25 protein-coding genes, 3 tRNA genes and 2 pseudogenes are annotated in these 26,238 nt (G+C 74.7%); 17 read left to right on the forward strand and 13 right to left on the reverse strand.

Annotation, left to right across the window (positions count from 1 at the left end):
* Both ACTSKS_RS01675 and ACTSKS_RS01680 read left to right on the forward strand, forming a co-directional pair.
* A pseudogene (locus tag ACTSKS_RS01675) lies at window positions 1–589 on the forward strand (pyridine nucleotide-disulfide oxidoreductase); the annotation flags it as partial.
* A 41-nt stretch (window positions 590–630) separates the two neighbouring features.
* Entirely contained in the window at window positions 631–1,926 is a 1,296-nt protein-coding gene (locus tag ACTSKS_RS01680; RefSeq protein WP_049145128.1) for an MFS transporter, read from the forward strand.
* A gap of 187 nt (window positions 1,927–2,113) precedes the next feature.
* Here the strand turns inward: ACTSKS_RS01680 and ACTSKS_RS01685 are convergent, their stop codons facing one another.
* Both ACTSKS_RS01685 and ACTSKS_RS01690 read right to left on the reverse strand, forming a co-directional pair.
* Window positions 2,114–2,617 carry a hypothetical protein gene (locus ACTSKS_RS01685; protein WP_036317679.1) on the reverse strand — a complete coding sequence of 168 codons (504 nt, stop codon included), beginning with the start codon at window positions 2,615–2,617 and terminating at the stop codon, window positions 2,114–2,116.
* Between the two features lie 40 nt (window positions 2,618–2,657).
* Entirely contained in the window at window positions 2,658–3,146 is a 489-nt protein-coding gene (locus ACTSKS_RS01690; protein WP_002856881.1) for a YajQ family cyclic di-GMP-binding protein, read from the reverse strand.
* 209 nt (window positions 3,147–3,355) lie between these two features.
* Between ACTSKS_RS01690 and ACTSKS_RS01695 the strand changes: the two genes are divergently transcribed.
* Window positions 3,356–3,437, forward strand: a tRNA-Tyr gene (locus ACTSKS_RS01695).
* Window positions 3,438–3,657: 220 nt separating this feature from the next.
* Window positions 3,658–5,418 carry an AMP-binding protein gene (locus tag ACTSKS_RS01700; protein WP_270618405.1) on the forward strand — a complete coding sequence of 587 codons (1,761 nt, stop codon included), beginning with the start codon at window positions 3,658–3,660 and terminating at the stop codon, window positions 5,416–5,418.
* Window positions 5,419–5,433: 15 nt separating this feature from the next.
* Here the strand turns inward: ACTSKS_RS01700 and ACTSKS_RS01705 are convergent, their stop codons facing one another.
* Together ACTSKS_RS01705 and ACTSKS_RS01710 are read right to left on the reverse strand one after the other, a co-directional pair.
* Window positions 5,434–5,898: a hypothetical protein gene (locus ACTSKS_RS01705; protein ID WP_144819821.1), complete on the reverse strand. Its 465-nt coding sequence runs from the start codon at window positions 5,896–5,898 to the stop codon at window positions 5,434–5,436.
* A gap of 205 nt (window positions 5,899–6,103) precedes the next feature.
* On the reverse strand, window positions 6,104–7,132 hold the full coding sequence (locus tag ACTSKS_RS01710; RefSeq protein ID WP_270618404.1) for a DNA-3-methyladenine glycosylase family protein: 1,029 nt from the start codon (window positions 7,130–7,132) through the stop codon (window positions 6,104–6,106).
* Between the two features lie 162 nt (window positions 7,133–7,294).
* Between ACTSKS_RS01710 and ACTSKS_RS01715 the strand changes: the two genes are divergently transcribed.
* The 3 genes and pseudogenes from ACTSKS_RS01715 (at window position 7,295) to ACTSKS_RS01725 (ending at window position 11,508) form a co-directional block, all read left to right on the forward strand.
* Window positions 7,295–8,860, forward strand: a complete 1,566-nt coding sequence (locus ACTSKS_RS01715) for a pyridoxal-phosphate dependent enzyme (RefSeq protein WP_095694884.1) — start codon at window positions 7,295–7,297, stop codon at window positions 8,858–8,860.
* 61 nt (window positions 8,861–8,921) lie between these two features.
* On the forward strand, window positions 8,922–10,178 hold the full coding sequence (locus tag ACTSKS_RS01720; protein WP_270618403.1) for a cystathionine gamma-synthase: 1,257 nt from the start codon (window positions 8,922–8,924) through the stop codon (window positions 10,176–10,178).
* Between the two features lie 121 nt (window positions 10,179–10,299).
* Window positions 10,300–11,508: pseudogene (locus tag ACTSKS_RS01725) on the forward strand (amidohydrolase).
* A 40-nt stretch (window positions 11,509–11,548) separates the two neighbouring features.
* Here the strand turns inward: ACTSKS_RS01725 and ACTSKS_RS01730 are convergent.
* Window positions 11,549–12,178 carry a hypothetical protein gene (locus tag ACTSKS_RS01730; protein ID WP_270618402.1) on the reverse strand — a complete coding sequence of 210 codons (630 nt, stop codon included), beginning with the start codon at window positions 12,176–12,178 and terminating at the stop codon, window positions 11,549–11,551.
* A 308-nt stretch (window positions 12,179–12,486) separates the two neighbouring features.
* Here ACTSKS_RS01730 and ACTSKS_RS01735 point away from each other — a divergent pair, with 308 nt between their 5' ends.
* From ACTSKS_RS01735 to ACTSKS_RS01765, 7 genes are all read left to right on the forward strand, one after another.
* Window positions 12,487–14,598 carry a DEAD/DEAH box helicase gene (locus tag ACTSKS_RS01735; RefSeq protein ID WP_442927230.1) on the forward strand — a complete coding sequence of 704 codons (2,112 nt, stop codon included), beginning with the start codon at window positions 12,487–12,489 and terminating at the stop codon, window positions 14,596–14,598.
* Window positions 14,599–14,685: 87 nt separating this feature from the next.
* Window positions 14,686–14,757: transfer RNA gene (locus ACTSKS_RS01740), tRNA-Thr, on the forward strand.
* A gap of 60 nt (window positions 14,758–14,817) precedes the next feature.
* Window positions 14,818–14,891: transfer RNA gene (locus tag ACTSKS_RS01745), tRNA-Met, on the forward strand.
* 89 nt (window positions 14,892–14,980) lie between these two features.
* Window positions 14,981–15,274, forward strand: coding sequence for a hypothetical protein (locus ACTSKS_RS01750; RefSeq protein WP_041103577.1), 294 nt, complete (start codon window positions 14,981–14,983; stop codon window positions 15,272–15,274).
* Between the two features lie 40 nt (window positions 15,275–15,314).
* Window positions 15,315–15,764, forward strand: a complete 450-nt coding sequence (locus tag ACTSKS_RS01755; RefSeq protein WP_357011977.1) for an FAS1-like dehydratase domain-containing protein — start codon at window positions 15,315–15,317, stop codon at window positions 15,762–15,764.
* Window positions 15,764–16,255 (forward strand): MaoC/PaaZ C-terminal domain-containing protein, encoded by a 492-nt coding sequence (locus ACTSKS_RS01760; protein WP_078025942.1) that lies wholly within the window; start codon window positions 15,764–15,766, stop codon window positions 16,253–16,255. The genes ACTSKS_RS01755 and ACTSKS_RS01760 overlap by 1 nt, the downstream gene beginning before the upstream one ends.
* The gene (locus ACTSKS_RS01765; RefSeq protein ID WP_101965855.1) at window positions 16,252–17,451 is read left to right on the forward strand and encodes a UDP-N-acetylmuramate dehydrogenase; all 1,200 of its coding nucleotides are present in this window, start codon (window positions 16,252–16,254) and stop codon (window positions 17,449–17,451) included. Before ACTSKS_RS01760 ends, ACTSKS_RS01765 begins: the two co-directional genes overlap by 4 nt.
* A 177-nt stretch (window positions 17,452–17,628) precedes the next feature.
* Here the strand turns inward: ACTSKS_RS01765 and asd are convergent, their stop codons facing one another.
* The 8 genes from asd to mshD form a co-directional block, all read right to left on the reverse strand.
* Window positions 17,629–18,801: an aspartate-semialdehyde dehydrogenase gene (gene asd / locus ACTSKS_RS01770; protein WP_442927231.1), complete on the reverse strand. Its 1,173-nt coding sequence runs from the start codon at window positions 18,799–18,801 to the stop codon at window positions 17,629–17,631.
* 10 nt (window positions 18,802–18,811) lie between these two features.
* Window positions 18,812–19,042, reverse strand: coding sequence for an NF038396 family protein (locus ACTSKS_RS01775; protein ID WP_041103572.1), 231 nt, complete (start codon window positions 19,040–19,042; stop codon window positions 18,812–18,814).
* A gap of 1 nt (window position 19,043) precedes the next feature.
* Window positions 19,044–19,604 carry a dihydrofolate reductase gene (locus ACTSKS_RS01780; protein ID WP_041103571.1) on the reverse strand — a complete coding sequence of 187 codons (561 nt, stop codon included), beginning with the start codon at window positions 19,602–19,604 and terminating at the stop codon, window positions 19,044–19,046.
* A 22-nt stretch (window positions 19,605–19,626) separates the two neighbouring features.
* Window positions 19,627–20,457: a thymidylate synthase gene (locus ACTSKS_RS01785; RefSeq protein ID WP_036317717.1), complete on the reverse strand. Its 831-nt coding sequence runs from the start codon at window positions 20,455–20,457 to the stop codon at window positions 19,627–19,629.
* A 1-nt stretch (window position 20,458) separates the two neighbouring features.
* Window positions 20,459–20,689 carry a hypothetical protein gene (locus ACTSKS_RS01790; RefSeq protein WP_237069078.1) on the reverse strand — a complete coding sequence of 77 codons (231 nt, stop codon included), beginning with the start codon at window positions 20,687–20,689 and terminating at the stop codon, window positions 20,459–20,461.
* Window positions 20,690–20,758: 69 nt separating this feature from the next.
* Window positions 20,759–21,115 (reverse strand): GNAT family N-acetyltransferase, encoded by a 357-nt coding sequence (locus tag ACTSKS_RS01795; RefSeq protein WP_134416831.1) that lies wholly within the window; start codon window positions 21,113–21,115, stop codon window positions 20,759–20,761.
* Window positions 21,116–21,174: 59 nt separating this feature from the next.
* Entirely contained in the window at window positions 21,175–22,185 is a 1,011-nt protein-coding gene (locus ACTSKS_RS01800) for an NUDIX hydrolase (protein WP_158184933.1), read from the reverse strand.
* A 137-nt stretch (window positions 22,186–22,322) separates the two neighbouring features.
* Window positions 22,323–23,276, reverse strand: coding sequence for a mycothiol synthase (gene mshD / locus ACTSKS_RS01805; RefSeq protein WP_442927232.1), 954 nt, complete (start codon window positions 23,274–23,276; stop codon window positions 22,323–22,325).
* A gap of 101 nt (window positions 23,277–23,377) precedes the next feature.
* Between mshD and ACTSKS_RS01810 the strand changes: the two genes are divergently transcribed.
* From ACTSKS_RS01810 to ygfZ, 3 genes are all read left to right on the forward strand, one after another.
* Window positions 23,378–24,184, forward strand: coding sequence for a hypothetical protein (locus ACTSKS_RS01810; RefSeq protein WP_442927274.1), 807 nt, complete (start codon window positions 23,378–23,380; stop codon window positions 24,182–24,184).
* Window positions 24,185–24,371: 187 nt separating this feature from the next.
* Window positions 24,372–25,040 carry an FABP family protein gene (locus ACTSKS_RS01815; protein WP_036337900.1) on the forward strand — a complete coding sequence of 223 codons (669 nt, stop codon included), beginning with the start codon at window positions 24,372–24,374 and terminating at the stop codon, window positions 25,038–25,040.
* The gene (ygfZ, locus tag ACTSKS_RS01820; RefSeq protein ID WP_442927233.1) at window positions 25,037–26,233 is read left to right on the forward strand and encodes a CAF17-like 4Fe-4S cluster assembly/insertion protein YgfZ; all 1,197 of its coding nucleotides are present in this window, start codon (window positions 25,037–25,039) and stop codon (window positions 26,231–26,233) included. The genes ACTSKS_RS01815 and ygfZ overlap by 4 nt, the downstream gene beginning before the upstream one ends.
* Window positions 26,234–26,238: the final 5 nt, after the last annotated feature.

Raw genomic sequence — 26,238 nt, forward strand, 5'->3', positions numbered from 1 at the left:
CCAGGCCCCGGAGGAGTTCCTGGACGAGGACGGCGACGGCCGGGTGGACGGCCTGCGGATGCGCCGGATGGAGTTGGACGGTTCCGGTGGGGTCCGTCCGACGGGGGAGACCGTGGACTACCCGGTGCAGGCGGTGTACCGGGCGGTGGGGTATTTCGGTTCGCCCGTGGAGGGGGTGGAGTTCGATGAGGTGCGCGGTGTGATCCCGAACGCGCAGGGCCGCGTGCTCGACGCGGACGGCGCCCCCGTCCCCGGCCTGTATGCCTCCGGCTGGATCAAGCGCGGCCCCGTGGGGTTGATCGGGCACACCAAGGGTGACTCCCTGGAGACGATCAAGCATCTGATCGAGGACGAGCCGGGGCTGTGGACGGCCCAGGAGCCCTCCGAGGAGTCGGTGATCGAGCTGCTCGAGTCCCGTGAGGTGCCGTACACGACGTGGGCCGGTTGGCATGCTCTGGATGACCATGAGAAGTCCCTGGGTGCGCGGGCCACGGAGGCCGGTCCGGTGGCGCGGGAGCGGGTGAAGGTCGTGGACCGGGAGGAGATGACCCGCATCTCCCGCGACGGGGCCTCCGTCCCGACCGTCTGATCCGGGGCGGGCCCTGGCCGCCCCGGCGCTAGGCTTCCGGGGTGGCCCGCCTCCTCGTCGACATCACCCCGCTGCGGGTCTCACCCGCCTACCGGCGGCTGTGGCTCGGCAACACGCTCGCGTACGTGGGCACGCAGCTCACGCTCGTGGCGGTGTCCCTCGAGGTGTTCGCCCTGACCGGCTCCTCGTTCGCGGTGGGCCTGCTCGGCCTCGCCGCGCTCGTGCCGCTCGTGGTCGCGGGCCTGTACGGCGGCGCGATCGCGGACCGGCACGACCGCCGCCGCGTCGCACTGACCTCGTCGGCCGTCATGTGGCTGACCACGGTCGGCATCGCCGCGCAGGCCTGGGCCGGGCTCGAGTCGGTGCCGGTGCTGTACGCCCTCGTGGCCCTGCACTCCGGCGCGTCCGGCATCAACCAGCCCACCCGCGGCGCGATCATCCCCGCGCTCGTGGGCCTGCCGCTCGTGCCGGCGGCGAACGCGCTGAACATGATGACGTTCTCCGTGGCCCTGATGGTCGGCCCCGTGCTGGGCGGCGTGCTCGTGGCGGCGGTCGGCTACGCGTGGACCTACTCGATCGACGTCGTCACCTTCCTCGCCGCCCTGTACGCCGTGTGGCGGCTGCCGTCCCTGCCGCCGCAGCGGGGCGAGGCCGCGCCCGCCTCGGGGGCGCGCTGGGGCCTGGCCTCGGTGGTCGAGGGCCTGCGCTTCCTCGGCTCGCGACCGAACCTGCGGATGACCTTCCTGGCGGACATCGTGGCCATGACGACGGCGTTCCCGCGCGCCCTGCTGCCCGCCATCGGCGCCGTGGTGCTCGGCGGCGGTGAGGCCGCCGTCGGGGTGCTGCTGGCCGCGATGGCGGCGGGCGCGTTCCTCGCGGGGCTGTTCTCCGCGCCGTTCACACGCCTGCATGCGCAGGGCTGGGGCGTGTACGTCTCGATCCTCGTGTGGGGCGCGGCGGTGGCCGCGTTCGGCGGCGTGGTGTGGTGGGCGCAGTCCCTGCCCGACGGCGATCCCCGCCTCACGCTCGCGTTCGCCCTCGCCGCGCTGTGCATGGCGGTGGGCGGGGCCGCGGACTCGCTCTCCGGCGTCTTCCGCGGCTCGATCCTGCAGTCCGCGACCCCGGACCACCTGCGCGGCCGGCTGCAGGGCGTGTTCGTCGTCGTGGCGGCGGGCGGGCCGCGCCTGGGCGAGCTGCTCACCGGCGGCGCCTCCGTGGGCCTGGGGGAGGGGCCGACCCTGCTGGCCGGCGGTGTGCTGTGCATGCTCGGCGTGACCGCGCTGATGCGGTGGGAGCCCGGCTTCCTGCGCTACGACGCGCGGAACCCCACACCCTGAGCGGGCGCGGGGTTCCGTGGCGGGAGGCTGCGAGCCCGCGACCGCCGAGGAGCGCCGAGCCAGACGTTTCTGCCCGTGAGCCAGATGATTCTGCTGCAGATCGGGCCGCGAAACCGCCGAAACGTCTGGCTCGCGGCAGCCTGAGCCGCCGTCCACGGGAGCCACCACGACGACGGCGGCCGGCGGGTCAGCGGTCGCGGTCGGCCTGGAGCGTGGCCGGCACCGCGCCGCCCAGGCGCGTCCAGTGGCGGACGAGGTCCTCGTCCGGGGCCGCCTGGAGCGTCTCGCGGGCCGCCTCCTCCGCCTTCTTGATGCGGCGCTCCAGATCCTGGTCCGCGCCCTCGTAGGCGGCCGCGTGCCGGTGGGAGCGCAGCGATCCGACGTCCTCCGTGCGACGCTCCACCACCGCGAGCTGCTCGGCGATCGCGTCCTGGTTGGCGCGCTGGGCCTTCAGGTTCGCGGGGGCGAGCACCTGGGCCACGAACCCGTGGTCGAGGAGGAGGCCGCGCGGGGCGGCGATGCCGTGACGCAGCGCGAGGTCCACATGGTCCTCGAAGGTCAGGAGCATGGCGGCCTTGGTGAACTTCAGGTCGTCGACCGGGCGGCCGTCCACGCGGGCCCGGGCCCGCGCCCGGCCGATCGTGGTGTCGGCGGACCACACGGCCCCGCGAGGGTCGATCAGGTACAGCATGGGGACTCCTGGTGGGCTCGGAGGGGAGACGGCGTGCGGATCAGCGGAAGTTCACGAACTGCAGGTCCGCGTCCTCGAAGTCCTTGAGCATCGCGATGACCGACTGCAGGTCGTCGCGGGACTTGGAGGACACGCGCAGCTCGTCCCCCTGGATCTGGGCCTTGACGGACTTGGGGCCCTCGTCGCGGATCAGCTTGGTGATCTTCTTCGCGGTGGGCTGGTCGATGCCCTCCTTCATGGTCGCCTCGATGCGGTACTCCTTGCCGGAGGCGAACGGGGCGCCGGCGTCGAGGGACTTGAGGGAGATGCCGCGCTTGACGAGCTTGGACTCGAACACGTCCTTGACGGCCTTGACGCGCTCCTCGGAGGAGGCCTTCATGAGGATCTTCTCGCCGGAGAAGTCGATCTCGGCGCCGACGCCCTTGAAGTCGTAGCGCTGGGCGATCTCCTTCTGCGCCTGGTTCAGGGCGTTGGACACCTCCTGGCTGTCCACCTTGCTGACGACGTCGAACGTGGAATCGCTGGCCACGGGTGCTCTCCTTCAGGGTCTGCGGACGGGGCGCGCCCGTCGTCGACGGCCACTGCGGGGCCGCGCGGAGCGCTCTGCGGGCCAGCCTACCGGGGACGACGGACGCGGTCCCGGGCCGATTGGCGGCGTGGCGCGGAGATGCTGTACAGTGGACTCTCGCCCGACCGGTGCGGTCGTCCTCGAGACGTCCGGCAGCCGCCGGGTGGCAGGGCAGATTTCCCGAGCGGCCAAAGGGGGCTGACTGTAAATCAGCTGGCACTGCCTTCACTGGTTCGAATCCAGTATCTGCCACCGGAACGAAGACCCCGGGACCGTACGGTCCCGGGGTCTTCTGCCGTCCGGGGCCGTGGCACACCCCGCGTCCCCGCCCCGGGAGGTGGCGGCCTCCCGCCAGGCGACGTAGCCTGCCTGTGGTCCGTGTCACACCCGATGCCCTCCGCGGTCCGGCGGCGGCACGGCCGTGCATCGTGACGCCGTGCGGCGTCGCCCGACCGTCCGCGAGGAGCGCCCGATGACCGAGTCCACCGCCCCCGAGTCCTTCACCCAGGGACCGACCGACGTCGAGCTGCTCGAGCAGACCCTGGCCCAGAACCTCGACGACACCGCCCGCCGGTTCGCCGACCGCGCTGCCCTCCTGGAGTGTGGACCGGACGGGGACCCTGCCACCGGACGCACCTGGACCTACGGGCAGCTGCGGGAGGAGTCCGTGACGGTGGCCAAGGCGCTCATGGCTGCGGGCTACGAGGCGGGGGACCGGATCGGGATGTGGAGCCCCAACGTCGCCGAGTGGGTCTCGCTGCTCTACGGCGCGGCACGCGCCGGCGTCATCCTCGTGAACCTCAACCCGGCGTACCGCGCCCACGAGCTGACGTACGTGGTCGAGCAGTGCGACATGCGCGGGCTGGTGGTGGCCTGCGCGGACGCACGCATGGACCCGCCCGCCACCGCGCGGGCCGTGACCCGTGAGTCGGCGCCGCACCTGCGGCAGCTGATCATGCTGCCGGCCGGGAGCGGCGAGGACGCCTACGCCCACGTGCAGGACGGTGACGTGGCCGGCCGGCACGCCGCCGATCCCGTGGCCGAGGGCACGTGGGCCGCCTTCCTGGCCGGGGCCGCGCGGGTCTCGGACGAGGACCTGGCCGCGCGCGAGGCCGCCACCCGGCCGGCGGACCCCGTGAACCTGCAGTACACCTCGGGCACCACCGGCTTCCCCAAGGGCGTCACGCTGACGCATCGCAACGTGCTGAACAACGGCTTCCACATCGGCGAGCTGCTGGGCTACACGGAGGAGGACACCGTGGTGATCCCGGTGCCGTTCTTCCACTGCTTCGGCATGGTGATCGGCGTGATCGCCACCGTCTCCCATGGCTCGCTCGCCGTCATCCCGGCGCGCAGCTTCGAGCCGGTCTCGGCGCTGCGGGCCGTGGCCGCCACCGGCGCGACGAGCCTGTACGGCGTGCCGGCGATGTTCATCGCCATGCTCGCCCGGCCCGAGGCGGACGAGCTGGACCTGACGACGCTGCGCACCGGCGTGATGGCCGGCTCCACGTGCCCCGTCGAGGTGATGAAGAAGGTCATCGACCGGTTCCACATGTCCGAGGTCGCCATCTGCTACGGCATGACGGAGACCGCGCCCGTGTCCACCATGACCCGCCGCGACGACTCCCTGGAGGTGCGCACCCAGACCGTCGGCCGCACCATGCCCCACGTGGAGACGAAGATCGTGGACCCCGCCACCGGTGAGGTCGTCCCGCGCGGGGCCACGGGCGAGCTGTGCACCCGCGGCTACTCCGTGATGCTCGGCTACTGGGACGCCCCCGAGAAGACCGCCGAGGTGCTGGACGCCGACGGCTGGATGCACTCCGGCGACCTCGCCTCCATGGACGAGGACGGCTCCGTGCGCATCGAGGGCCGCATCAAGGACCTCGTGATCCGCGGCGGCGAGAACATCTCCCCGCGCGAGGTGGAGGAGTTCCTCTACACCCACCCGGACATCCAGGACGTCCAGGTGGTGGGCGTGCCGGACGAGAAGTACGGCGAGCAGCTCATGGCCTGCGTGATCATGAAGGACGGCGTCGAGCCGCTCACCGTGGACGCCGTCCGCGAGTTCGCCACGGGCCGGATCGCGCACTTCAAGATCCCGGCCTACGTCCGCGTGCTCGACGCCTTCCCCATGACCGTCTCCGGCAAGGTCCGCAAGGTCGAGCTGCGCGAAGAGGGCGCGAAGGTCGTCCAGGCCGAGGCCCAGGCCCAGGCCCAGAGCGTGGGCTGACGGCGGCCGTCACCCTCAGGCGGCGGGCAGCGGGAACACGTCCCAGATGGTGCAGACCGCCTCGGGGGCGGCGCCCAGGATGGCGGCACGGTACGTGGTCGACCACGCCCGCGGGTCGGCGTCGCGCAGGCGCCACGTGCCGTCCGTGAGCACCGCGTCCACGAACGCGGAGGTGTCGGCGGGGCTGCCGTCCTCGTGGACCAGGGGGCCGCGACGCAGGGCCTCACCCAGGTCGCCCGCTCGGCCGACGGCGTAGAGCGCGGTCTCGTCCGTGTCCAGCACGAGGCCGCAGTCCTCCTCGAAGGCGGTGATCCAGGCCATCGCGTGCCGCATGGCCTCGTCCGGGTCGGGGTGGCGGGTCACGATGAGCACGGAGCCGCGCTCGCCCGGACGCAGGGAGCCGGGCGTGCCGGGGCCGTGCGGGTCGGGCTCGCGCGGGGCGGCGGCGGTGTGCGGGCGGGGCTCGAAGGCGGTGGTCATGGCGGTCTCCTCCCGGGTGGGGACTCATCAGGGTCCCGGCGGCGCCGCACCGGTCGGGGCGGCATCGCCCACGCTAGGAACCCGGGGCGGGCGGCCGGTCGGGCCCGGCCGGGGCTGGGGAGGACACGCCGGGAGCAGCGGCCTGTGCAGGAGCGGAGGGGTCGCGCGCACGCGCCGGCACGGCCCCGGCCGACCCGGCGTCGCGTCAGTGGGTGCGGTGGTCGGCCGGGGCGAGCTTGGGCCCGAACGCCTGCTTGCGCTCTCCGGAGAGCCCGATCATCCGCACCACCCGCTGCCGGTGCCCGGCCCACGGCGCGAGCAGGCGGAGCATCCCGGCGTCGTCGGTTCGGCGTCCCGTGAGGACCTGCCCCACGTACTGCGCCAGGTGGTAGTCGCCCACGGAGACGAGGTCCGCCGCCCCGTGGCTGCGCTGCAGCGCCTCGGCCGTGGTCCACGGCCCGATCCCGGGCACCGATTCCAGGCGCCGGGCCAGCGCGGCCACCCCGGCCGTGTCCCCGGGGGCGACCGCGTCGCCGAGCCGGTCGATGCTCGCGGCCCGCCGGGCGACCTCCAGCATGGTCCGTGACTGGGAGGGCTGCACCCAGGCCCGCGCATGCCAGTCCCACGAGGGGATCCGCAGGACGGCGGCCGGGGTCGGCGGCGGCAGCATCCCCGGCGGCACCGGGCCGGGGGCGGGCCCGTCTCCGTCGATCCGGGCGGCCAGCCGCACGAGGGTGCGCCAGCCGTGCCGCGCCTGGTCATGGGTGACCTTCTGCTCGAGCACGGCGGTGAGCAGCTGCCGGGACAGCGCGCCCGCCGCCGGCAGCCGCAGCCCGGCCCGCGTCCGCCGCGCCTCGCGCACGTGCCGCGGCAGCGCGGGCGCGCCGGAGTCCGCCCGCAGCAGGGCATCGAAGGCGCCCCAGCCGTCGTCGTGCAGGCCGAGCAGGCGCTCCACGCCGGCGACGGCGGCGCTCGCGCCCGCGCCCCACGCGCGGGCCGTCACGGCGGTGCCACCCCCTGCGGCCTCCCGGACGCCGGAGACCAGCAACGACGTCGGCCGGCCCGGCCCGCCCGACGCCGCGTCCGGGGCGGGGGAGCGCAGAGTGAGCCAGACGCCCTGCGGTGTGGCGCGGACCGTGGGGTCGGCCGCACCGCGCTGCAGGGGGCGCAGGGTGAGCGCGACGTCCACGGGGACGGGCACGCGTACGCGGCGCTCGGCGTCCGGGGCGGTCATGCCCGCACCGTACACCCGGGCCCGGACATGACGACGTCGGCCGTGACGGCGCGCACGCCGGGCGTTGCCCCGCGTGTCCGGAGCCCTCCTTCGGCGTCCGGCCCCTGGCGTAGCGTGGGGTGCGTGACTGAACAGACCCCCGCGCCCACCCCTGCGCAGCCCATGCAGTACGCCGAGAACGTCCTCGAGCTGATCGGGCACACCCCGCTCGTGAAGCTGCACTCCGTGACGGAGGGCATCGAGGCCACCGTCCTGGTGAAGGTCGAGTACCTGAACCCCGGCGGCTCCGTGAAGGACCGCATCGCGCTGAAGATGATCGAGGAGGCCGAGCGCGAGGGCCTGCTCGGCCCGGGCGGCACCGTCGTGGAGCCCACCTCGGGCAACACGGGCGTGGGGCTGGCCCTGGTCTCGCAGCTCAAGGGCTACCGCACCGTGTTCGTCACCCCGGACAAGGTGGGTCAGGAGAAGCGGGACGTGCTCAGCGCGTACGGCGCCGAGCTCGTCGTCACGCCCACCGCCGTGGACCCGACGTCCGAGGAGTCCTACTACGGGGTCGCCGACCGCCTTGTGCGGGAGATCCCCGGGGCCTATCAGCCCAACCAGTTCTTCAACCCCGCCGCCCCGGCCTCCCACTACGAGACTACCGGCCCCGAGATCTGGGAGGACACGGCCGGCCGCGTCACCCACGTCGTGATGGGCGCCGGCACGGGCGGCACCATCACGGGCACCGGCCGCTATCTCAAGGAGGTCTCGGCGGACCGCCCGTCCGGGCCCGTCCGCGTGATCGGTGCGGACCCCAGCGGCTCGGTGTACTCCGGCGGCGCCGGCCGGCCCTACTTCGTCGAGGGTGTCGGCGAGGACATGTGGGTGGACAACTACGACCCCGCGGTCCCGGACGAGGTCATCGCCGTCGAGGACGCCGAGGCCCTGGCCATGACCCGCCGCCTCGCCGCCGAGGAGGGCCTGCTCGTGGGCGGCTCCTCCGGTCTGGCCGTCGTCGCCGGCCTGCGCGCCGCGCGCGAGCTCGGCCCGGAGGACGTCATGGTGATCGTGCTGCCCGACTCGGGCCGCGGCTACCTCGCCAAGATCTTCAACGACCCGTGGATGGACGAGCGCGGCTTCGACTACGACGTCCGCGAGACCGTGCTGCCGGCGTGGGCGCGCGGGCGCACCCGCTCGGCGGTCCCGCAGACGGACGACGACGGCGCCACGGGGGCCGCCGGCGGGGCCGGCACGCCCGTCGAGGTGCTCGAGCACGCCGACGCCGAGCCGGCGACCCGCGCGGGCGCCCCCGCCGAGACCGACCGCTGGTCCGCGACGGCGGGGGAGCTGCTGACCGAGAAGGCCGACCTGTTCCCGGGATCCGTGCCCACCCTCGTCACCGCGGCCCCGACCACCTCGGTGGCGGACGCCGTCGCGACCATGAACCGGTACGGCGTGGACGCGCTGCCCGTGATCCTCGAGCCCCGGCACGACCTGCGGATCGGCGAGGTCCGCGGCACCGTCTCCACCGCCGCGCTCGCGGACGCCCTCGCTGAGGGGCGGGCCACCGCGCAGACCCCCGTGGCCGACGTCATGGGCCCCGTGCTGCCCTGCCTGGGGGCGCGCACCCCGCTGCGCGCCGTGGCCCGGCGCCTCGCCCAGGACCCCGTGCTGCTGGTGCTCGAGGCCGGCCGCGTCCAGGGCGTCGTCACCCTGCACGACGTCCTCGCCCACGTCACCGCCTGAGGCCGGCCGCACCGGCCGCGCCCGCCCCACCCGACCCGATCTCTCCGAGGAGGCTCCCGAGATGACCGAGCAGAACGTCCACGAGGACCCGCACGCCACCAGCCCCGACACCGGCGCCGAAGACGCCGCCCACCCCCGGGGGGGAGGCTTCGGCACGCGCGCCGTGCACGCGGGCCAGCACCTGGATGAGGTGTTCGGCGCCGTCGTCCCGCCGATCCACCTCTCGAGCACGTACGCGCCCACGGCTGTCGGCGAGCTGCGGCGCGGCTACGACTACGGCCGCGGCACCAACCCCACCCGGGACGCGCTGCAGGAGCAGCTGGCCGCGCTCGAGGCCGGCGTCGACGAGTCCGGCGCCCCCCGGGCCACCGGCCTCACGTTCGCCTCCGGCCTGGCCGCGGAGACCGCGCTGATCATGGGCGCGGGCCGGCCGGGCATGACGATCGTGCTCGGCAACGACGTGTACGGCGGCTCCTACCGCCTCATCTCCCGCGTGCTCGCCCCGTGGGGTGTGGAGCACGTCGTCGTGGACATGGGGGACGCCGAGCAGGTCGCCGCCGCCGTCGAGCGCGCCGCCGCCGCGGGGCCGGTCATGGTGTGGCTGGAGACCCCGTCCAACCCGATGATGAAGATCTCCGACGTCGCCGCGGTCGCCGAGGCGGCCCACGCGCACGGCGCCCTGCTCGTGGTGGACAACACCTTCGCGACGCCGTACCTGCAGTCCCCGATCGCCCTGGGCGCGGACGTGGTGGTGCACTCCACCACGAAGTACATCGGCGGCCACTCGGACGTGATCGGCGGGGCGCTCGTGATCCCGGACGCCGCACTCGCCGAGCAGGTGAAGTTCCAGCAGTTCGCGGCGGGCGCCGTGAACGGGCCCCTGGACGCGTACCTGACCACGCGCGGCCTCAAGACGCTCGGCGTGCGCATGGACCGCCACCAGGCCAACGCCCAGGCCGTCGCCGAGTGGCTCACCGGCCGCGCCGAGGTCTCCCAGGTGCTGTACCCGGGGCTGCCGGACCACCCCGGCCACGAGCTCGCGCAGCGGCAGATGCGCGGTTTCGGCGGCATGGTCTCGCTGCGCCTGTCCGGCGGCGCCGCGGCGGCCCGCCGCGTGGCCGAGTCGACCCGCCTGTTCCAGCTCGCCGAGTCCCTGGGCGGCATCGAGTCGCTGATGAACTACCCGGCGGAGATGACCCACGCCTCCGTGGCCGGCACCGAGCTGGCCGTGCCGGACGACCTGCTGCGCCTGTCGGTGGGCATCGAGGACGCCGAGGACCTCGTGGCGGACCTGGAGCGGGCTCTGGGCAGCCTCTGACCCGCCGACGTCCGTGTCAGAGGTTTGGGGGCGGTTTCGGGTGGTATCCGACGCGGATACCGCCCGAAACCGCCCCCAAAGCGCACGGGTGGGGAGCACGGGGCGGCGTAGTGTGACGGGCATGACCCTCACCGCCTTCGTCAACGCCCATGTCGTCCCCGTCGCCGCCGAGCCGTTCGACGGCGCCCTGCTCGTCGAGGACGGCCGGATCACCGCGCTCGGCCCCGACGTCCAGGCACCCGACGGCGCCGACGTCGTGGACTGCGAGGGCCGCTAGCTGCTGCCCGGCTTCGTGGACGCCCACGTCCACCTCGGCATGCACGCCGAGGGCGAGGTCGGGGCGACCGCGGACGTCAACGAGATGACGGACCCAGTGATGGCCGGGGTGCGGGCGATCGACGCCGTCGACCCGAACGAGCCGGGCTGGAAGGACGCCCTGGCCGGCGGGGTGACCACCGTGAACGTCAACCCCGGCTCGGGCAACCCGATCGGCGGCCAGGCGGTGGCGCTGCACACCCACGGACGCACCGTGGACGAGATGGTGCTGCGCAGCCCCTCGGGCGTGAAGTCCGCCCTCGGCGAGAACCCCAAGAACGTCTACAAGGAGAAGGGCCGCACGCCGTCCACGCGGCTGGGCACCGCCCTCGTGATCCGCGAGGCGTTCCTGCGGGCGCAGGGCTACATGGCCCGCCGTGCGGAGGCCGAACGCGAGGACAAGCCCTTCACCCGCGACCCCCACCTCGACGCCCTCGCCCTCGTCCTGGAGCGCACGATCCCCTGGCGCCAGCACTGCCACCGCACCGACGACGTCGCCACCGCCCTGCGCCTGGCCGACGAGTTCGGCTACGACCTCGTCCTGGACCACGGCACCGAGGCGCACCCGCTGGCCGACCAGCTCGCGGCCCGCGGCGTGCCGGTGCTGATCGGCCCGCTGTTCACCACCAAGTCCAAGCCGGAGCTGCGGGGCCGCTCGATGCGCAATCCGGGGCGTCTGGCGCGGGCCGGCGTCGAGATCAGCATCATCACCGACCACCCGGTGGTGCCCATTGACTTCCTCGTCTACAAGGCCGCGCTGTCGGTGAAGGAGGGCCTGGACCGGGAGACCGCCCTGCGCGCCATCACCCTGCATCCCGCGCGCGTGCTCGGGCTGGACGACCGCATCGGCTCCCTCGAGGTGGGCAAGGACGCCGACCTGGTGCTCTGGTCCGGCGATCCACTCGATGTCATGCAGCGGGCCCTGCGCGTGTGGATCGGCGGCCGTCAGGTCATGGAGTACGACGTCGCCACGGCCCGGCCCGTCGTCGCCTCCGCCCGTCCCGTAGAGGACTGAGCGGCGCCGCCGCCCGGCGACGGGGGCCGGACGCGCGGGCTCAGCGCCGCACGCGCGAGCGCACGGGCGGCAGCCAGACGAGCGCGGCGCCCAGGAGCATCACGCCGGCGAGGATGATCAGCAGGCCGTTGGCCCGCAGGAACGCGGGGGCGGCCAGCAGGACGGCGATGAACGTCAGGGTCCCGATCGCCGAACGACGGCGGCGCAGCAGACCGATCCAGCCCCACAGGGACGCCGCGGCCAGGAGGGCGACGGCGGTGCCCATCGTGAACTGCCCCGTCGCGCCGCCCAGCACGCCCACCGACTCCATGCCGGTGAGCGGATCGATGACGGGCTCGCCGCTGTCCTGTGCGCGGGCCCCGTTCCAGATGAACGCGCCCGCGATGCCGACCAGCACCACGGTGACCGCGAGCCAGTAGAGGCGCGCGACCTTCAGGAGCGGGTGGACGAGGCCGGCGTCGGACTCGGCCGCGTCCCGCGCGGCCAGGTCGCGCTCGCGGTCCGCGCGGCGCCGTTCCAGGCGCTCCTCGTCCTCGGCGGTGAGGCGGGCGCGCTCGGCGCGCAGCCGTGCGTCGTCGGCCCGCTGACTCTCCCGGAAGGACTGGGCGGCGCGGCCGGCGGCCCGGCCGAGCCCGCGGGCGAGGGGGCGGTCTTCGCTGTTCTGGGGCACGTGCCGAGCCTATCGTCCCGGCCGGTGAGCGACCGGGGTGTCCGAGGGCACAGCCCACCCCGCAGCCCGGTGGCGTAGACTGATCAGACCGGATCCGGTCTTTCCCCTGTGATGAGTGAGCGTGGACGCGTGTGCCACGCCGGACTGCAGATGTCTGTGCAGATGTGTGTGCGGGCCACGAACGTCGTGGCCCTCGGGGGCTGCCGGGTGGACGGAATCATCTGACCCAGCTGGCCCCTGCGCCCCACGACGTCGACCCGCGACCGACGTCCTCCGGCGTGCGCCCGCGCATCCCCACAGGAGGACCCATGTCCGACATCCTCGATCCCCAGACCACCGCCGAGGCCGCCCCCGAGCTCGTCGAAGCCGAGCAGGAGGCCACCGGGACCGTCTCGCAGGTCGACGCCGCCGAGCCCGAGGCCCCGGCCGAGCCCGCCGGCCCCACCTTCCTGGACCTCGGCCTGGACGCCCGCGTGCTGGCCGCCGTCGAAGACCTGGGCTACACCCGCCCCTCGCCGATCCAGGAGGCGACCATCCCGCTGCTGCTGGACGGCCGCGACGTCGTGGGCCTGGCCCAGACCGGCACCGGCAAGACCGGTGCGTTCGCGCTGCCGGCCCTGTCCCGCCTCGCCGAGACCACGGACGTGACCGGGCGCGCGGACACCCCGCAGGTGCTCGCGCTCGCCCCGACCCGCGAGCTCGCCCTCCAGGTGGCCGACGCCTTCGACAGCTACGCCAAGCACCTCGACGACGTCTCCGTGCTCGCCATCTACGGCGGCTCCCCGTACGGCCCGCAGCTGGCCGGACTGCGTCGGGGTGCGCAGGTCGTCGTCGGCACGCCGGGACGCGTGATCGACCATCTCGAGCGCGGCTCGCTGGACCTCTCCGATCTGCAGACCCTCGTGCTGGACGAGGCGGACGAGATGCTGCGCATGGGCTTCGCGGAGGAGGTGGACCGCATCCTCGCCTCCACGCCGGACACGAAGCAGACCGCGCTGTTCTCCGCCACCATGCCCCCGGCCATCCGCCGCATCTCCGCCCAGTACCTGAACGCCCCGGAGGAGATGGCCGTCGCCCGTCAGTCGACGACGTCCGCCACGATCCGCCAGCGCTACCTGCAGGTGGGTCACCAGTGGAAGTTCGAGGCCCTGAGCCGGATCCTCGAGACCGAGGAGCACGACGGCGTCATCGCCTTCGTGCGCACCCGTGCCGGCACCGAGGAGCTCGCCCAGAAGCTCACGCGCGCCGGGTTCAAGGCCGTGGCCATCTCCGGCGACATCGCCCAGAAGCAGCGCGAGAAGACCGTCGAGGACCTGAAGGCCGGCCGCGTGGACATCCTCGTGGCCACCGACGTCGCCGCCCGCGGCCTGGACGTCGAGCGCATCTCGCACGTGGTCAACTACGACATCCCGCAGGACGCCGAGTCCTACGTGCACCGCATCGGCCGCACCGGCCGCGCCGGCCGACAGGGCGACGCCGTACTCTTCATGACCCCGCGTGAGCGCTTCCTGCTCAAGCAGATCGAGCGGACCACCCGCCAGCAGGTCGAGGAGATGGCCGTGCCCTCCGTCGCCGACGTCAACGCGGCCCGCAAGCGCCGCTTCGCCGACGGCATCACCCGCACCCTCGAGCGCGCCTCGGAGGAGGAGCTGGCGGTGTTCGGCGAGATCGTCGCCGCGTACGTCGACGAGCACGAGGCCGAGCCGGCGCGCGTGGCCGCCGCACTGGGCATGATGGCCCAGGGCGGCCGCCCGCTGCTGGCCCGCGAGCAGGAGATCCCGTCCGGCGGCGCCCGCGGCCGCAAGGACCGCGACGGCGGCCGCGAGGGTGGGCGCGACGGCGGCCGTGAGCGCGGCACGAGTGACGGCCGCGGCTCGCGTGGCCCGGCCCGGGAGCCCGCGGCCGGCAACGCGACGTACTGGATCGCCGTCGGCCACCAGGACCGCGTGCGGCCGGGCAACATCGTGGGCGCGCTGGCGAACGAGGTGGGCCTGCCCGCCTCGGCCATCGGCGCGATCGACCTGCGCGGCAACCACTCGCTCGTCGAGCTGCCGGCGGACCTGACCTCGGCCCAGCTCGAGGCCGCGGCCAACGCGGAGATCAACGGCCGTCGCCTCGGCCTGCGCAAGGACACCGGTCGCCCGACCCGCGCCGAGCGCGACGGCGAGGACCGCGGTGAGCGCCGCGGCGGCTTCCGCAAGGACCGCGGCGAGCGCGGCGGCTTCCGCGGGGACCGCGACGGCGGCCAGCGCGGCGGGTACCGCAAGGACCGGGACGACCGCGGCTCCCGCGAGGATCGTGGCGGCTTCCGCAAGGACCGGGACGACCGCGGCTTCCGTGGCGACCGCGGGGGACGCCCCGGCGGCCGCAAGCCCCGCTGGGGCGCCCAGGAGCGCTCGGATCGGGGCGCCCGCCGCTGATCCGGCCGGGGTGCGGACCCCGCCGGAGGCCGTGCCCGGGGCCGATTTTGCATCGGCCCCGGGGCCCTGGTAGAGTCTCACCTCGTTGCCCCGATAGCTCAGTGGTAGAGCGCCATCTTGGTAAGATGGAGGTCCCGGGATCGATTCCCGGTCGGGGCTCTGACATGAGAGCCCGCCCTCGCGGCGTGAAAACCGTGAGTGCGGGCGTTCTCGTGTCGTGGCGGCGTAGCTCAGCTGGTTAGAGCGCACGACTCATAATCGTGAGGTCGGGGGATCGAGTCCCCCCGCCGCTACGGAATCGGACGGACCCGGTCACCTCCTCGGAGGGGCCGGGTCCTTTCGCGTTCCGGGCCCCGTCCGTCGCCCCGGTAGCCTGGCGGGCATGTCCACGCGTCGCCCCGCCCACCAGCCCACCCGCGGCACCGCCGCGCCCCGCGGCTTCGTCTCCCCGTGGGAGCACGGCTCCCGGCTGTACCGGACCCTCGTGCTGACCGGCTCCGCGCTGTTCCTCGTGGGCATCGTGCTGGCGGTCGTCGGCGGCACCACCGGACGCCTCGCCGTCTCCGGGACCGCCCTGGGCGTGCTCGGCGCGGGCGTCGCCGTGCACCTGTCCGCCCAGCTCGTGCGCTTCCGCCAGGCCGCCCGCCGGCAGGGGGAGCGGCGCCCCGGCCGTTAGGCTGGACGGCAGTCGAGAACCGTCCCGCAGGAGGCCCGAGTTGAGCGTGAACCCCGACGTCGCCGGGCGGAGCTATCCGCCCGCGCCCCCCTTCCAGGTCGGCCGGGAGGCGGTCCGCGCCTTCGCCGAGGCCGTGCAGGCCCAGCATCCCGCGCACCACGACGTCGCGGCCGCCCGGGCCCTGGGGTACGCCGACCTGGTCGCCCCGCCGACCTTCGCCGTCGTCATCGCGCAGCGCGCCGAGGCCGCCGTCGTCGCCGATCCTGAGCTGGGGATCGACTTCTCGCGTGTGGTCCACGCGGACGAGCGCTTCGTCCACCACCGCCCGCTGGTGGCCGGGGACGAGGTCGTGGCGACCGTGCGGGTCGAGGCCGTGAAGTCCCTCGGCGGCAACCGCATGGTCACCACCGTCACCGAGATCGCAGATCTGGACGGCGCGGCCGTCTCCACCGTCACGTCCACCCTGCTGGTCCGGGGAGAGGAGTCCTGATGAGCACCGCCCCCCGCCTGTCCGACCTCGCCCGGGGCGAGGTGGTCGGCACGCGCACCGTCACGTTCACCCGCGCCGACCTCGTCGCCTACGCGGGTGCCTCCGGCGACCGCAACCCGATCCACTGGTCCCCGTCGTTCGCCGAGCACGTCGGCCTGCCCGGCGTCATCGCCCACGGGATGCTCACCATGGGCGCGGCCGTGCAGCTCGTCTCGGACTGGGCGGGCGACCCGGGCGCCGTCGTCGACTACCAGACCCGCTTCACTGGCATGGTGCCCGTCGCGGACACCACGGGGCGCACGGACGACGACGGCGCGCCCGTCCCCGGCGCCACGCTCGAGGTCGTCGGCACGGTCGGCGCCGTGGACGAGGCCGCCGGGACCGTGCGGATCGACCTGAACGTCACCAACCCGGACGCGGCGAAGCCGCGCGTGCTGACCAAGGCGCAGGCCGTGGTCCGTCTGGCCGACCCCGCGGGGGAGAGCGCGTGAGCGAGCGGCTGGCGGACCACACCACCACCCGCGTCGGCGGGCCTGCGCGCGCGTGGGTCACCGCGCGCACCGAGGCCGAGGCGATCGAGGCCGTGCGCGCCGCCGACGCGGCGGGCGAGCCCCTGTTCGTCCTCGGCGGCGGTTCCAACACCCTCATGGCGGACGCCGGCTTCCCCGGCACCGTCGTGCGGCTGGCCTTCGAGGGCATCCACGTGCTGGACGGGCCGCTGCCCGGCGAGGGCGAGACGCCGCCCGCCGGCGACGGGGCCCGGTCCGCGGACCACGAGGGGGAGGCCGTCGTCGTGCGGATCGCGGCGGGCCACCCGTGGGACGACGCCGTCGCATGGACCGTGGCGCACGGGCTCGGCGGGATCGAGGCGCTCTCGGGCATCCCGGGCTCGGCCGGCGCGACGCCCGTGCAGAACGTCGGCGCGTACGGCGCGGACGTCTCGCAGGTGCTCGTCGCCCTGCGCGCGTGGGACCGGGAGGCGGGCGACGTCGTCGAGCTGACGCCCGCGGACCTGCGCTTCGGCTACCGCGACTCCGTGATCAAGCGCTCCATGCTGGAGACCGGCGCGCCGAGTCCCCGGTGGATCGTGCTCTCGATCGACCTGCGGCTGCGTCGCGCCTCCTCCGACGCCGAGCCGACGGTGCCGGTCCGCTACGGGCAGCTGGCGGCCGCGCTCGACGTCGAGGAGGGCGCCCATGCCCCGCTCGCGGTGGTCCGCCGCGAGGTGCTGGCCCTGCGCGCCGCCAAGGGGATGGTGTCCGATCCGGCGGACCCGGACACGTGGTCCACGGGCAGCTACTTCACAAACCCGATCGTGCCCGCGTCCGTGCGGGCCTCCCTGCCCGACGGCGCCCCGGCGTTCGCCGCCGGCCAGGCCGAGGACGGGACGCCGCTCGTGAAGCTCTCGGCGGCCTGGCTGATCGATCGCGCGGGCTTCGCGAAGGGCTTCGGGCTGCCCGAGGTCGCCCCCCGCGAGGGCGGGCCGGACGGCCGCGGAGCCGACGGCACCGGCCTGGCCGGGGGCCGCGCGTCGGTGTCCACGAAGCACACCCTCGCCATGACCAACCGCGGCGACGCGACCACCGAGGACGTCCTGACGGTCGCGCGCACCGTGCGCGACGGCGTGCGCGAACGCTTCGGCGTCGAGCTGCACCCCGAGCCGATGATCATCGGCACCAGCCTCTGACCCCTCACTTTCGTTCGGGAAACGGCTCCCCCAGGAGCGTTTTCGTTCGGGAAACGGCGCCCCGAGGCGGCGCGGGCGCCGTTTCCCGAACGACAACGCCCGAGCACCCGCCGTTTCCCGAACGAAAACGGGGGCCGGAGCGGGGCCGGGTGCGCGCCGCCGCGCCGGCGCCGCGACTCAGAGGTTGCCGGTGGCGATCATCAGCATGCGACGCACGGGCTCGGCCGCACCCCACAGCAGCTGGTCGCCGACGGTGAAGGCCGAGAGGTACTCGGGACCCATGTTGAGCTTGCGCAGCCGGCCGACGGGGATCTGCAGGGTGCCGGTCGCGGCGATCGGGGTCAGGTCGGTGACCGTGGCCTCCTTGGTGTTCGGCACCACCTGCACCCACTCGTTGTCCGCGGCGATGATCTGCTCGACCTCGTCCAGCGGCACGTCCTGGGTGAGCTTGAGGGTGAGGGCCTGCGAGTGGGAGCGCATGGCGCCGATCCGCACGCACAGCGAGTCGAACGGGATCCGGTCCGCCCCGGTCAGCCCGAGCACCTTGTTGGTCTCGTCGTAGGCCTTGCGCTCCTCGCGGGAGACGCCGTCGCCCAGGTCGGAGTCGATCCAGGGGATCAGCGAGCCGCCCAGCGGCACGCCGAACTGCGTCGAGTCCAGGCCGCCGCGCTGCAGCTCGATCACCTTGCGGTCGATCTCGAGGATCGCCGACGCCGGATCGGCCAGCTCGGCCCGCACCGCGCCGCCCAGCTCGGCGTACTGGGTGAGCAGCTCGCGCATGTGCCGGGCGCCGCCGCCGGAGGCCGCCTGGTAGGTCATGGCGGTGCCCCACTCGACCAGGCCCGCCTTGAACAGGCCCCCCAGGCCCATGAGCATGCAGGAGACGGTGCAGTTGCCGCCGATGAAGTCCTTCGTCCCGTTCGCCAGGGCGGCGTCGATGACGCCGCGGTTCACGGGGTCCAGCGCGATCACGGAGGTGTCCGCCATGCGCAGGGTGGAGGCGGCGTCGATCCAGATGCCGTCCCAGCCGGCGGCGCGCAGCTTCGGGTACACGGCCTGCGTGTAGTCCCCGCCCTGCGCGGTGAGGATCACGGGCAGGGCCGTGAGCGCGTCCACGTCGTACGCGTCCTGGAGCACGCCCGGGTCACCGGCCATGCCCTCGAGCACGGGCGCGGGACCGCCGGCGTTGGACGTGGAGAAGAAGACGGGATGGATACGGGCGAAGTCGCCCTCCTCGGCCATGCGCTGCAGGAGGACGGACCCCACCATGCCGCGCCAGCCGACCAGGCCCACGGTGGGCACGGCGGCCGCGTCGGGGGCGTTCACAGATGCGGGGGCAGCGGAAGTCATGCCCTCCAGGCTAGCGGCCCTGCTGCGCGCGCTTCCGCTTGTTCCACGCGATGAGACCGCCCACGGCGAACACCTGGGTCAGCACGAGCAGGAACACCAGCCCGGCGAGGGTCTTGCCCTGCAGCACGAGGATCAGCCCGAACACGGCGCACACGAACGCCAGCACGGGCAGGGCGACGAGCGCGAGGAACGAGACCGCCTGCGGGGAGAGCAGACGCTGGTCGGAGTCGGTCGAGGCCATGTCAGTCGCGTTCCCATCGTTCGAAGCGGTGGCGCGGGCCGGAGGCGGAGTCCAGCCACGCGTCGGGGGCGGGGTCGACGGCGGTGCGCCGCCAGCGGGCGTCGAGCGGCGGGGCGTGCGTGTCGCCGTCGACGTCGGCGTCGATCACGGTCACCTCGGCGCGCGAGGCCACGTCGAGGGCCTGCTCGTAGAGGGTCGCCCCGCCGATCACCCACACGGTGTCACAGCCGTCGGCCTCGGCCGCGGCGGCCAGGGCCGCCCCGAAGCCCGGCACGACGACGGCGCCCGCGGCCCGCAGCTCCGCGCCGGCCTCCTCGGTGGCCGTCAGGGTGCGGGAGACCACGATGTTCGTGCGCCCGGGCAGCGGGCGGAAGCGCGCCGGGAACGACTCCCACGTGCGCCGGCCCATGATCACGGGGTGGCCGTGCGTGTGGGCCCGGAAGTGGGCGAGGTCCTCGGGGACGTGCCACGGCATGGTGCCGTCGCGGCCGATGACGCGCTCGGGGGTCTGGGCCCAGATCATGGCGATCACGGGCTCGGTGGGACGGGTGGCCCGGCTCATGGGGTCGCTGCGCATCCTCGGCTCAGACGGCGATCGGCGCCGTGATGGTGGGGTGGTGACGGTAGTCGAGGACCTCGAAGTCGTCGTAGTCGTAGTCGAAGATCGACGCGGGGGTGCGCCGCAGCCGCAGCCGCGGGTACGGGTACGGCTCGCGGGAGAGCTGCTCGCGCACCTGCTCCTCGTGGTTCGCGTAGATGTGCACGTCCCCGCCGGTCCACACGAACTCGCCGGGCGTCAACCCGGTCTGCTGCGCGACCATCACCGTGAGCAGCGCGTACGAGGCGATGTTGAACGGCACGCCGAGGAACAGGTCCGCCGAGCGCTGGTAGAGCTGGCACGAGAGCCGCCCGGGGGCGCCGTCCTGACCGGGGGAGACGTAGAACTGGAACAGCGCGTGGCACGGCGGCAGCGCCATCTCGTCCACCTCGGCGGGGTTCCACGCGGTGACGATGTGCCGGCGCGAGTCGGGGTTCGTCCGGATCTGCTCCACGACCTTGGCGATCTGGTCGATGTGGCCCCCGTCCGGGGTGGGCCACGAGCGCCACTGCACGCCGTAGACGGGGCCGAGCTCGCCGTCCTCGTCCGCCCACTCGTTCCAGATCCGCACGCCGCGCTCCTGGAGCCACCGCACGTTCGAGTCCCCGCGCAGGAACCACAGCAGCTCGAGCGCGACCGACTTGAAGTGCACGCGCTTGGTGGTGATCAGCGGGAAGGACTCGGCCAGGTCGAAGCGCAGCTGGCGGCCGAACACGCTGCGCGTGCCCGTGCCGGTCCGGTCCGTCTTGACGGCCCCGTGGGCCATCACGTCGGCGAGGAGGTCCTCGTAGGGGGTCGGGATGCTCACCCGGTCCACTCTAGCGATCCGAGCGGACGCGCTGAGCGTCGTCGACGGCCCGGCGGAGGCGGGCTTCATCCCAGCCCGCGGCCCGGGCCAGGGCCACGGCGCGCTCGACGGCGGCGCCCACCGCGGCGTCGTCCGGGGCGGGTGGGGTGTCCGCCACGACGGTGCCCCTGCCGCGCGCCGTGCGCACGACGCCGGCCGCCTCAAGCTCGCGGTAGGCGCGCACCACGGTGTTGGGGGCGATGCCGAGGTCGCCTGCGAGGGCCCGGACGGAGGGGAGGCGGGTGCCGGCAGGGCAGGGCCCCGCCCCCGGTCAGCCGTTGAGCACCATGTCCTGGTACTCGGGGTAGCGGCGCAGGTAGTCCTCCACGTAGGAGCACTCGGGCACGATCCGGTCACCCTCCGCGCGCAGCCGGTCCAGGACCATGGTCACGAGGGCGCGGGCAAAGCCGCGGCGGCCGAACTGCTCGTCGACGATGGTGTGCTGCAGGCGCAGGACCACGGTGTCCTCGCCGTCCGCGCCGCGCACGGTCTCCTGGTCGTAGCCGAGGAACCCGATGAAGGTCCCGTCCTGGCGCAGCTCGAAGCGCTGACGGTCCGGGTCCCGGGTCACCGTGAGGCGCTCGTGGACGATCTTCTCGGGCTGGCTCTGGGCGGCGGTGTTCTCCATGACCCGAGCCTAGGGCCGGGGGCGGGCCCGCTCAACGGTGGCCCGGTCGCGCGGGCGGCTCAGTCGTCCCAGGGGTCGTAGACCTCGACGGCCACCACGTCGCCGTCGAGGTCGAGCGCGCGGTGCGCCACGAGCACAGCGCCGGGCCGCAGCCACGGGTCCTCGGTCGGCAGGGCCCGCAGCACGCGGTCCGCCTGGCCGGCGGCCGCGTCCTCGACCACCTCGAACAGCGTCGGCAGCACCGGCCGGTGCGTGCACACGACCAGGGGCCGGGAGCGGCCCATGAGCTCGGCCATCACCTTGCGGGTCTTCTTGGGCTTCTCCCGGGCCGTGGTCTCCGTGAACGCGCCCTTGGTCTTCAGCGGCAGCCGGCTGGACTTCACGAGCGGGGCCAGCGTCTCCACGCAGCGGCGCCACGGGGAGGAGACCAGCCGCTCCGGTCGCCAGGCCGCCACGAGGCCCTCGACGGCGAGCGCCTGCCGCCGGCCCGTCGCCGCCAGCGGGCGCTCCTGCTCGGCGCGGGACCACGAGGAGCGGGGCTTGGCCTTGGCGTGGCGCAGCACCAGCAGCGGCACGGTCCGCAGGCGCCCCCGGGAGGCGGCACGCAGCAGCAGGTCGAGCGGTTCGCGATCCGAGTCGTTCGTCAGCAGCCGCCGGGCCTCGTCCGGCCCGACCCAGCGGACCTCGTCCACCTCGTCGCCGTCGGGGAGGGCACGCTGGCCGTCGACCTCGGCGGCCCAGTACCAGACCTCCTTGCTCTGACGGGCGCCCCGCTTGCCGGGCACCTCGTACGCGGTCACGCACAGCGGGATGCCCGGCCGCAGCTCGAGGCCGACCTCCTCGCGCAGCTCGCGCACCGCGCACTCCGGCAGCGTCTCACCCGGATCGAGCTTGCCCTTGGGCCACGACCAGTCGTCGTAGCGCGGCCGGTGGATCACCAACACCTCGAGGCCGCCGGGCACGCGGCGCCACGGCAGCATGCCGGCGGCCAGCACCTCGGCGCGGGGGCCTTCCGAGACACGGTCCTCCGTGGACCAGCGGGCGACGCGGTCGGCGTGGGACGAGGGCATGGGGCGGGTTCCTCTCGGGTGCGGCGGCCGCGACGACTGCTGGGGCAGGGCACGGGGCGTGGCCGACCCCGCGGGGGCCGGCCCCACCAGGATACGAGGCCCCCGGGATGTGCCCGGCCGGCCCCCGCCCGAGGGTCTCAGGGGCGGCGGTACTGGGCGTCGGCGGCGAACAGCTCGAAGCCGAGGGACGCGTAGAGCGCGACGGCGGCCGTGTTGTCCGCGTCCACGTACAGGTCCACGACGTCGACCCCCTGCTCCGCCATCCGGTGCAGCCCCGCCAGGGTGAGGGCCCGACCGAGGCCGAGGCCCTGGGCGTCGGGGGAGACGCCCACGGCGTACACCTCCCCGACGCGCGGGCCGTCGGCTCCGGCATCCGGCTCCACCTTCGTCCAGTGGAAGCCGAGCAGCCGCCCGTCCGCCTCGCGGGCGGCGAGCAGGAGGCCGTCGGCGTCGAACCAGTCCTCCGCCATGCGGTCGTCGAGGTCGGCGCGGGTCAGGCTGCCCTGTTCGGGGTGGTCCGCGAAGGCGGCGGCGTTCACGTCCAGCCACGCCTGCTCGTCCTGGCCGGGGACGAAGCCGCGCAGGGTGACCCCGTCGGCGAGCCGCACCTCCGGCAGGGCGGCGAGCGCCGCGTGCGACAGGCGCATCCGGCGCAGCTCGCGGACGGGCTCGAGGCCGTGCCGCCGGGCGAGCCGGACCGCCCCCGGGAGCATGCCGTGGGCCCAGACGCTCGTGGTGTCCTCCCGCGCCAGGTCTCGGACCGCGGCGGCCGCGGCGTCGGCCAGGGCCGTCCCCCGGCCGATGCGGCGTGCCGCCGGGTCGACGACGAGCTCGAGCACGGCCGCCGTGCCCTCGGGCACGAGCACGGCCGCCCCGTCGATCGCCCCGTCCGTGCCCCGGGTGGCCCCCCACCAGAGCTGCCCGCCGCGGGCGAGCAGCACGCGCGTCTGGTCCGAGAGCGGGGGATGACCGTCCGCCGCCCCGGCGCGGTCGGCCAGGTCCAGGACGGCGCTCGCCTCCTCCGGGCGCGGGGTGACGACGCGCGGCGTTTCGTCGGCGTCGGAGGTCGTGGGGGTGGGGTGTTCGGCCATGCTGGCCACCCTACGGAAGGAGGGCGGTGGCCCGCGAGGTGCGCCCCGCCGTCGCCCGCCCAGGGCCCAGCCGGTGCGCACCTGGCAGGATGGGGCAGGTGATGCGCTTGTCCATGGCCCTGAGTGCGGCCGTCGCCGCCCTCGTCCTGGGCGGTGCCGCGTTGCTGGGCCCGGTCCCCGCCGCCCTCGCCGCCGCCGTCGTGATCCTGGTCATCGCCTGGGGCTGGCCGCGGCAGATGGGCGCGCCCGCGCGCCTCTCGCTCAGCCTCACCCTGGCCGTCGCCGGGGGCGCCGCGGTGCTGCTCATGCTGCTGTGGCCGCCGCTCGAGGACGGCCACAGCGGGGCCTGGACGCTCTTCGAGCCGCTCGCCGTCGTCGTCGCCTGGAGCACCATGGCCTCGTTCGTCGTCCAGCTGGTGCGCGGGACCGGCCGGCCGCTGCGCCTCGAGTCCACCGTCGCCACGATGGGCGGGGCGTTCATGGCCGTCGTGACGGCGTGCTGGGTGGCCGTCTCACGCTGGGCCGACACCCCTGCGGTCGCCGGGCTGGTCATCACGCTGGCGGTCACGGTGGCCGCGGTCTCCCTCGTCGGCCTCACCCCGTGGATGCAGGGCCGGCCGGGAGTCCTGGCGCTCGTCGTCATCCCCCTCGGCACGGTGCTCGCCTGGCCCGTCTCGGCGCTGGCCGGCGTGGGCGCCCGGGACCGGCCGGCCGTCACGGCCGCGGCGCTCGCGGTGGCCGTGCTGGTGTCCCTGACCGCCGCCACGGCGCCGTCGTCGCGGCCGCGACCCGAGGACCGGCCGGTGGGCACCACCCTGCGCCCGCGCCGGGCGGGTTACGCCCTCGCGTTGGCGCCCGTGGGCGCGGCCGGCGTGGTGGCGCACGTCATGGTGGGCTTCCTGGCCTGACAGGTCGGGCCCGCTCGGTAGGATGTCCCGCATGGATACCCTTCTTGCGCTCGAGATCTTCTACCTGGCCCTCGTGGTCCTGGCCGGCCTGGGGATGGCCGCCGTCGCCGCGGTCGTCATCAGCGGCCTCTTCAAGGGCCAGCGCTGAGGACGCGCGGCCCGCTGTCGGGCCGCGCCGTGATCTGCCATGGCGACTGAACTCCCGTACGACCTCACCCCCGAGCTCGCGCCCCTGTCCTGGCTCATCGGCAGCTGGGAGGGCCAGGGCCGCCTCGGCGACGGCTCCGCCGGCACCGAGATCTTCTACCAGCGAGTGGACTTCACCGAGCACGGTCTGCCGTTCGTTGAGTACCGCGCGGAGTCGTGGCTGTGCGAGGCGGACGGCACGCTGCTGCGTCCGCTGACCGTGGAGTCCGGCTTCTGGCAGGTGGACCGGGCGCGGCGCGACGGCGACGTCGGCCCCGGCATGCGCCCGGCGGACATCGTCCCCGCGTTCCGCTCCGCCGAGGACGTCGAGCGGCTGCGCGCCGGCGACGAGGGCTTCGGCCTGACCGCCACCATCACGCATCCGGGCTCGCTGTCCGAGCTGTACTACGGCCGCATCAAGGGCCCGCAGCTTCAGCTGGCCACGGACGCGGTCCTGCGCGGCTCCGCCGCCGGCCCGTACCACCGGGCCACCCGCATGGCCGGTCTCGTGAACGGGCAGCTGTTCTGGCGCTGGGACGTCGCGGACGCCGCGGGCGCCGAGCTCGAGGCGCACGCCTCCGCCATCCTGGACCGCATGCCGAGCGCGGCCGAGGGTCGGCTCGCCCCGGGGGCCGAGCGTCCTCGCGGGGCTCGCGGGGAGCAGTCGTGACGGCCTCCCGCAGCCCGCTGCTGGACCTGGCCGTGGCCGAGCCGCAGGGGCCGGCCGGCGGCGCCGTCGAGGGCCGCGGCCCGGACGCCGGCGTCGCCGCGCACTACGGTCGCCCCCTGCCCGAGCAGCGCGCCCTCGCCCGGGGCCGCGCCCTGGTCGACCTCTCCCACCGGGCCGTGCTCTCCGTGTCCGGCCCGGACCGGCTGAGCTGGCTGCACACGCTCGGCACGCAGCACGTCGAGACGCTGCCCCCCGGCACGAGCACCGAGATCCTCTTCCTCGACGTGCAGGGGCGGATCGAGCACGCCGCCCACCTGCTCGAGGACGGCGCCGCGGCCTGGCTCGTCACGGACCGCGAGGACGGCCCGGGCCTGGCCGCGTGGCTCACCTCAATGCGCTTCTCCCACGACGTCACGCTGCGGGACCACACCGGGGCGGTCGCCGTCGTGGGCGCCACCGCGCCCGTGCCCGGCTGGGAGGACCGCACCGTGTGGCTGGACCCGTGGCCGCGCGTCGGGGCGGGCGGCTGGGCCTACACGGCCGATCCGGATCCGGCGACCCACCCGGGTGCGGACTGGTCCTGGCGCGAGTACCTCGTCACCCGGGCCGACCTCGAGGCCACCGTCCGCGCGCTCGGCACGGGCGTGCTCGCGGGCTGGTCCCTGGCGGGCACGACGGCGGCCGAGGCGCTGCGCATCGAGGCCGGCCGCCCCCGCCGGGCCCTCGACGTGGACGACCGCGCGATCCCGCACGAGCTGGACCTGCTGCGCACCGCCGTGCACCTCGAGAAGGGCTGCTACCGCGGTCAGGAGACCGTGGCGCGCGTGCACAACCTGGGCCGCCCGCCCCGCCGCCTCACCCGCCTGCTCCTGGACGGCTCCGTCCACGCGCTCCCCGAGCACGGTGCCCCCGTGATCCTCCGGCCGGCCGAGGACACGCCCGAGGCCCGCGCCGCCGCCCGTCCGGTGGGGACGGTCACCGCCGCGGCCCAGCACCATGAGGCGGGCGCCGTCGCCCTGGCGCTGCTCAAGCGCACCGTGCCCGTGGACGCCGAGCTGCTGGTCCGCGAGGACGCTCCCGGCGAGGACGGTGTTGCCGAGGGCGGCTGGATCGCCGCGAGCCAGGAGCCGCTCGTGTCCCCGGACGCCGGGCAGGTCGTCGGCCGACCGCGTGGCGTGGGCCGCCTGCGCTGACCGAC

Source organism: Micrococcus sp. TCR-5, assembly GCF_052220525.1.
In the GTDB taxonomy this organism is placed as follows: Bacteria; Actinomycetota; Actinomycetes; order Actinomycetales; family Micrococcaceae; genus Micrococcus; species Micrococcus luteus.

Coding starts and splice junctions, on each gene's coding strand:
- ACTSKS_RS01685 (WP_036317679.1), bottom strand. CDS start 2,617: ATGCTGTACCTGATCGACCCTCGCGGGGCCGTGTGGTCCGCCGACACC.
- ACTSKS_RS01700 (WP_270618405.1), top strand. CDS start 3,658: ATGACCGAGTCCACCGCCCCCGAGTCCTTCACCCAGGGACCGACCGAC.
- ACTSKS_RS01705 (WP_144819821.1), bottom strand. CDS start 5,898: ATGACCACCGCCTTCGAGCCCCGCCCGCACACCGCCGCCGCCCCGCGC.
- ACTSKS_RS01710 (WP_270618404.1), bottom strand. CDS start 7,132: ATGACCGCCCCGGACGCCGAGCGCCGCGTACGCGTGCCCGTCCCCGTG.
- ACTSKS_RS01715 (WP_095694884.1), top strand. CDS start 7,295: ATGCAGTACGCCGAGAACGTCCTCGAGCTGATCGGGCACACCCCGCTC.
- ACTSKS_RS01720 (WP_270618403.1), top strand. CDS start 8,922: ATGACCGAGCAGAACGTCCACGAGGACCCGCACGCCACCAGCCCCGAC.
- ACTSKS_RS01735 (WP_442927230.1), top strand. CDS start 12,487: ATGTCCGACATCCTCGATCCCCAGACCACCGCCGAGGCCGCCCCCGAG.
- ACTSKS_RS01750 (WP_041103577.1), top strand. CDS start 14,981: ATGTCCACGCGTCGCCCCGCCCACCAGCCCACCCGCGGCACCGCCGCG.
- ACTSKS_RS01760 (WP_078025942.1), top strand. CDS start 15,764: ATGAGCACCGCCCCCCGCCTGTCCGACCTCGCCCGGGGCGAGGTGGTC.
- asd (WP_442927231.1), bottom strand. CDS start 18,801: ATGACTTCCGCTGCCCCCGCATCTGTGAACGCCCCCGACGCGGCCGCC.
- ACTSKS_RS01775 (WP_041103572.1), bottom strand. CDS start 19,042: ATGGCCTCGACCGACTCCGACCAGCGTCTGCTCTCCCCGCAGGCGGTC.
- ACTSKS_RS01780 (WP_041103571.1), bottom strand. CDS start 19,604: ATGAGCCGGGCCACCCGTCCCACCGAGCCCGTGATCGCCATGATCTGG.
- ACTSKS_RS01795 (WP_134416831.1), bottom strand. CDS start 21,115: ATGGAGAACACCGCCGCCCAGAGCCAGCCCGAGAAGATCGTCCACGAG.
- ACTSKS_RS01800 (WP_158184933.1), bottom strand. CDS start 22,185: ATGCCCTCGTCCCACGCCGACCGCGTCGCCCGCTGGTCCACGGAGGAC.
- mshD (WP_442927232.1), bottom strand. CDS start 23,276: ATGGCCGAACACCCCACCCCCACGACCTCCGACGCCGACGAAACGCCG.
- ACTSKS_RS01810 (WP_442927274.1), top strand. CDS start 23,378: ATGCGCTTGTCCATGGCCCTGAGTGCGGCCGTCGCCGCCCTCGTCCTG.
- ACTSKS_RS01815 (WP_036337900.1), top strand. CDS start 24,372: ATGGCGACTGAACTCCCGTACGACCTCACCCCCGAGCTCGCGCCCCTG.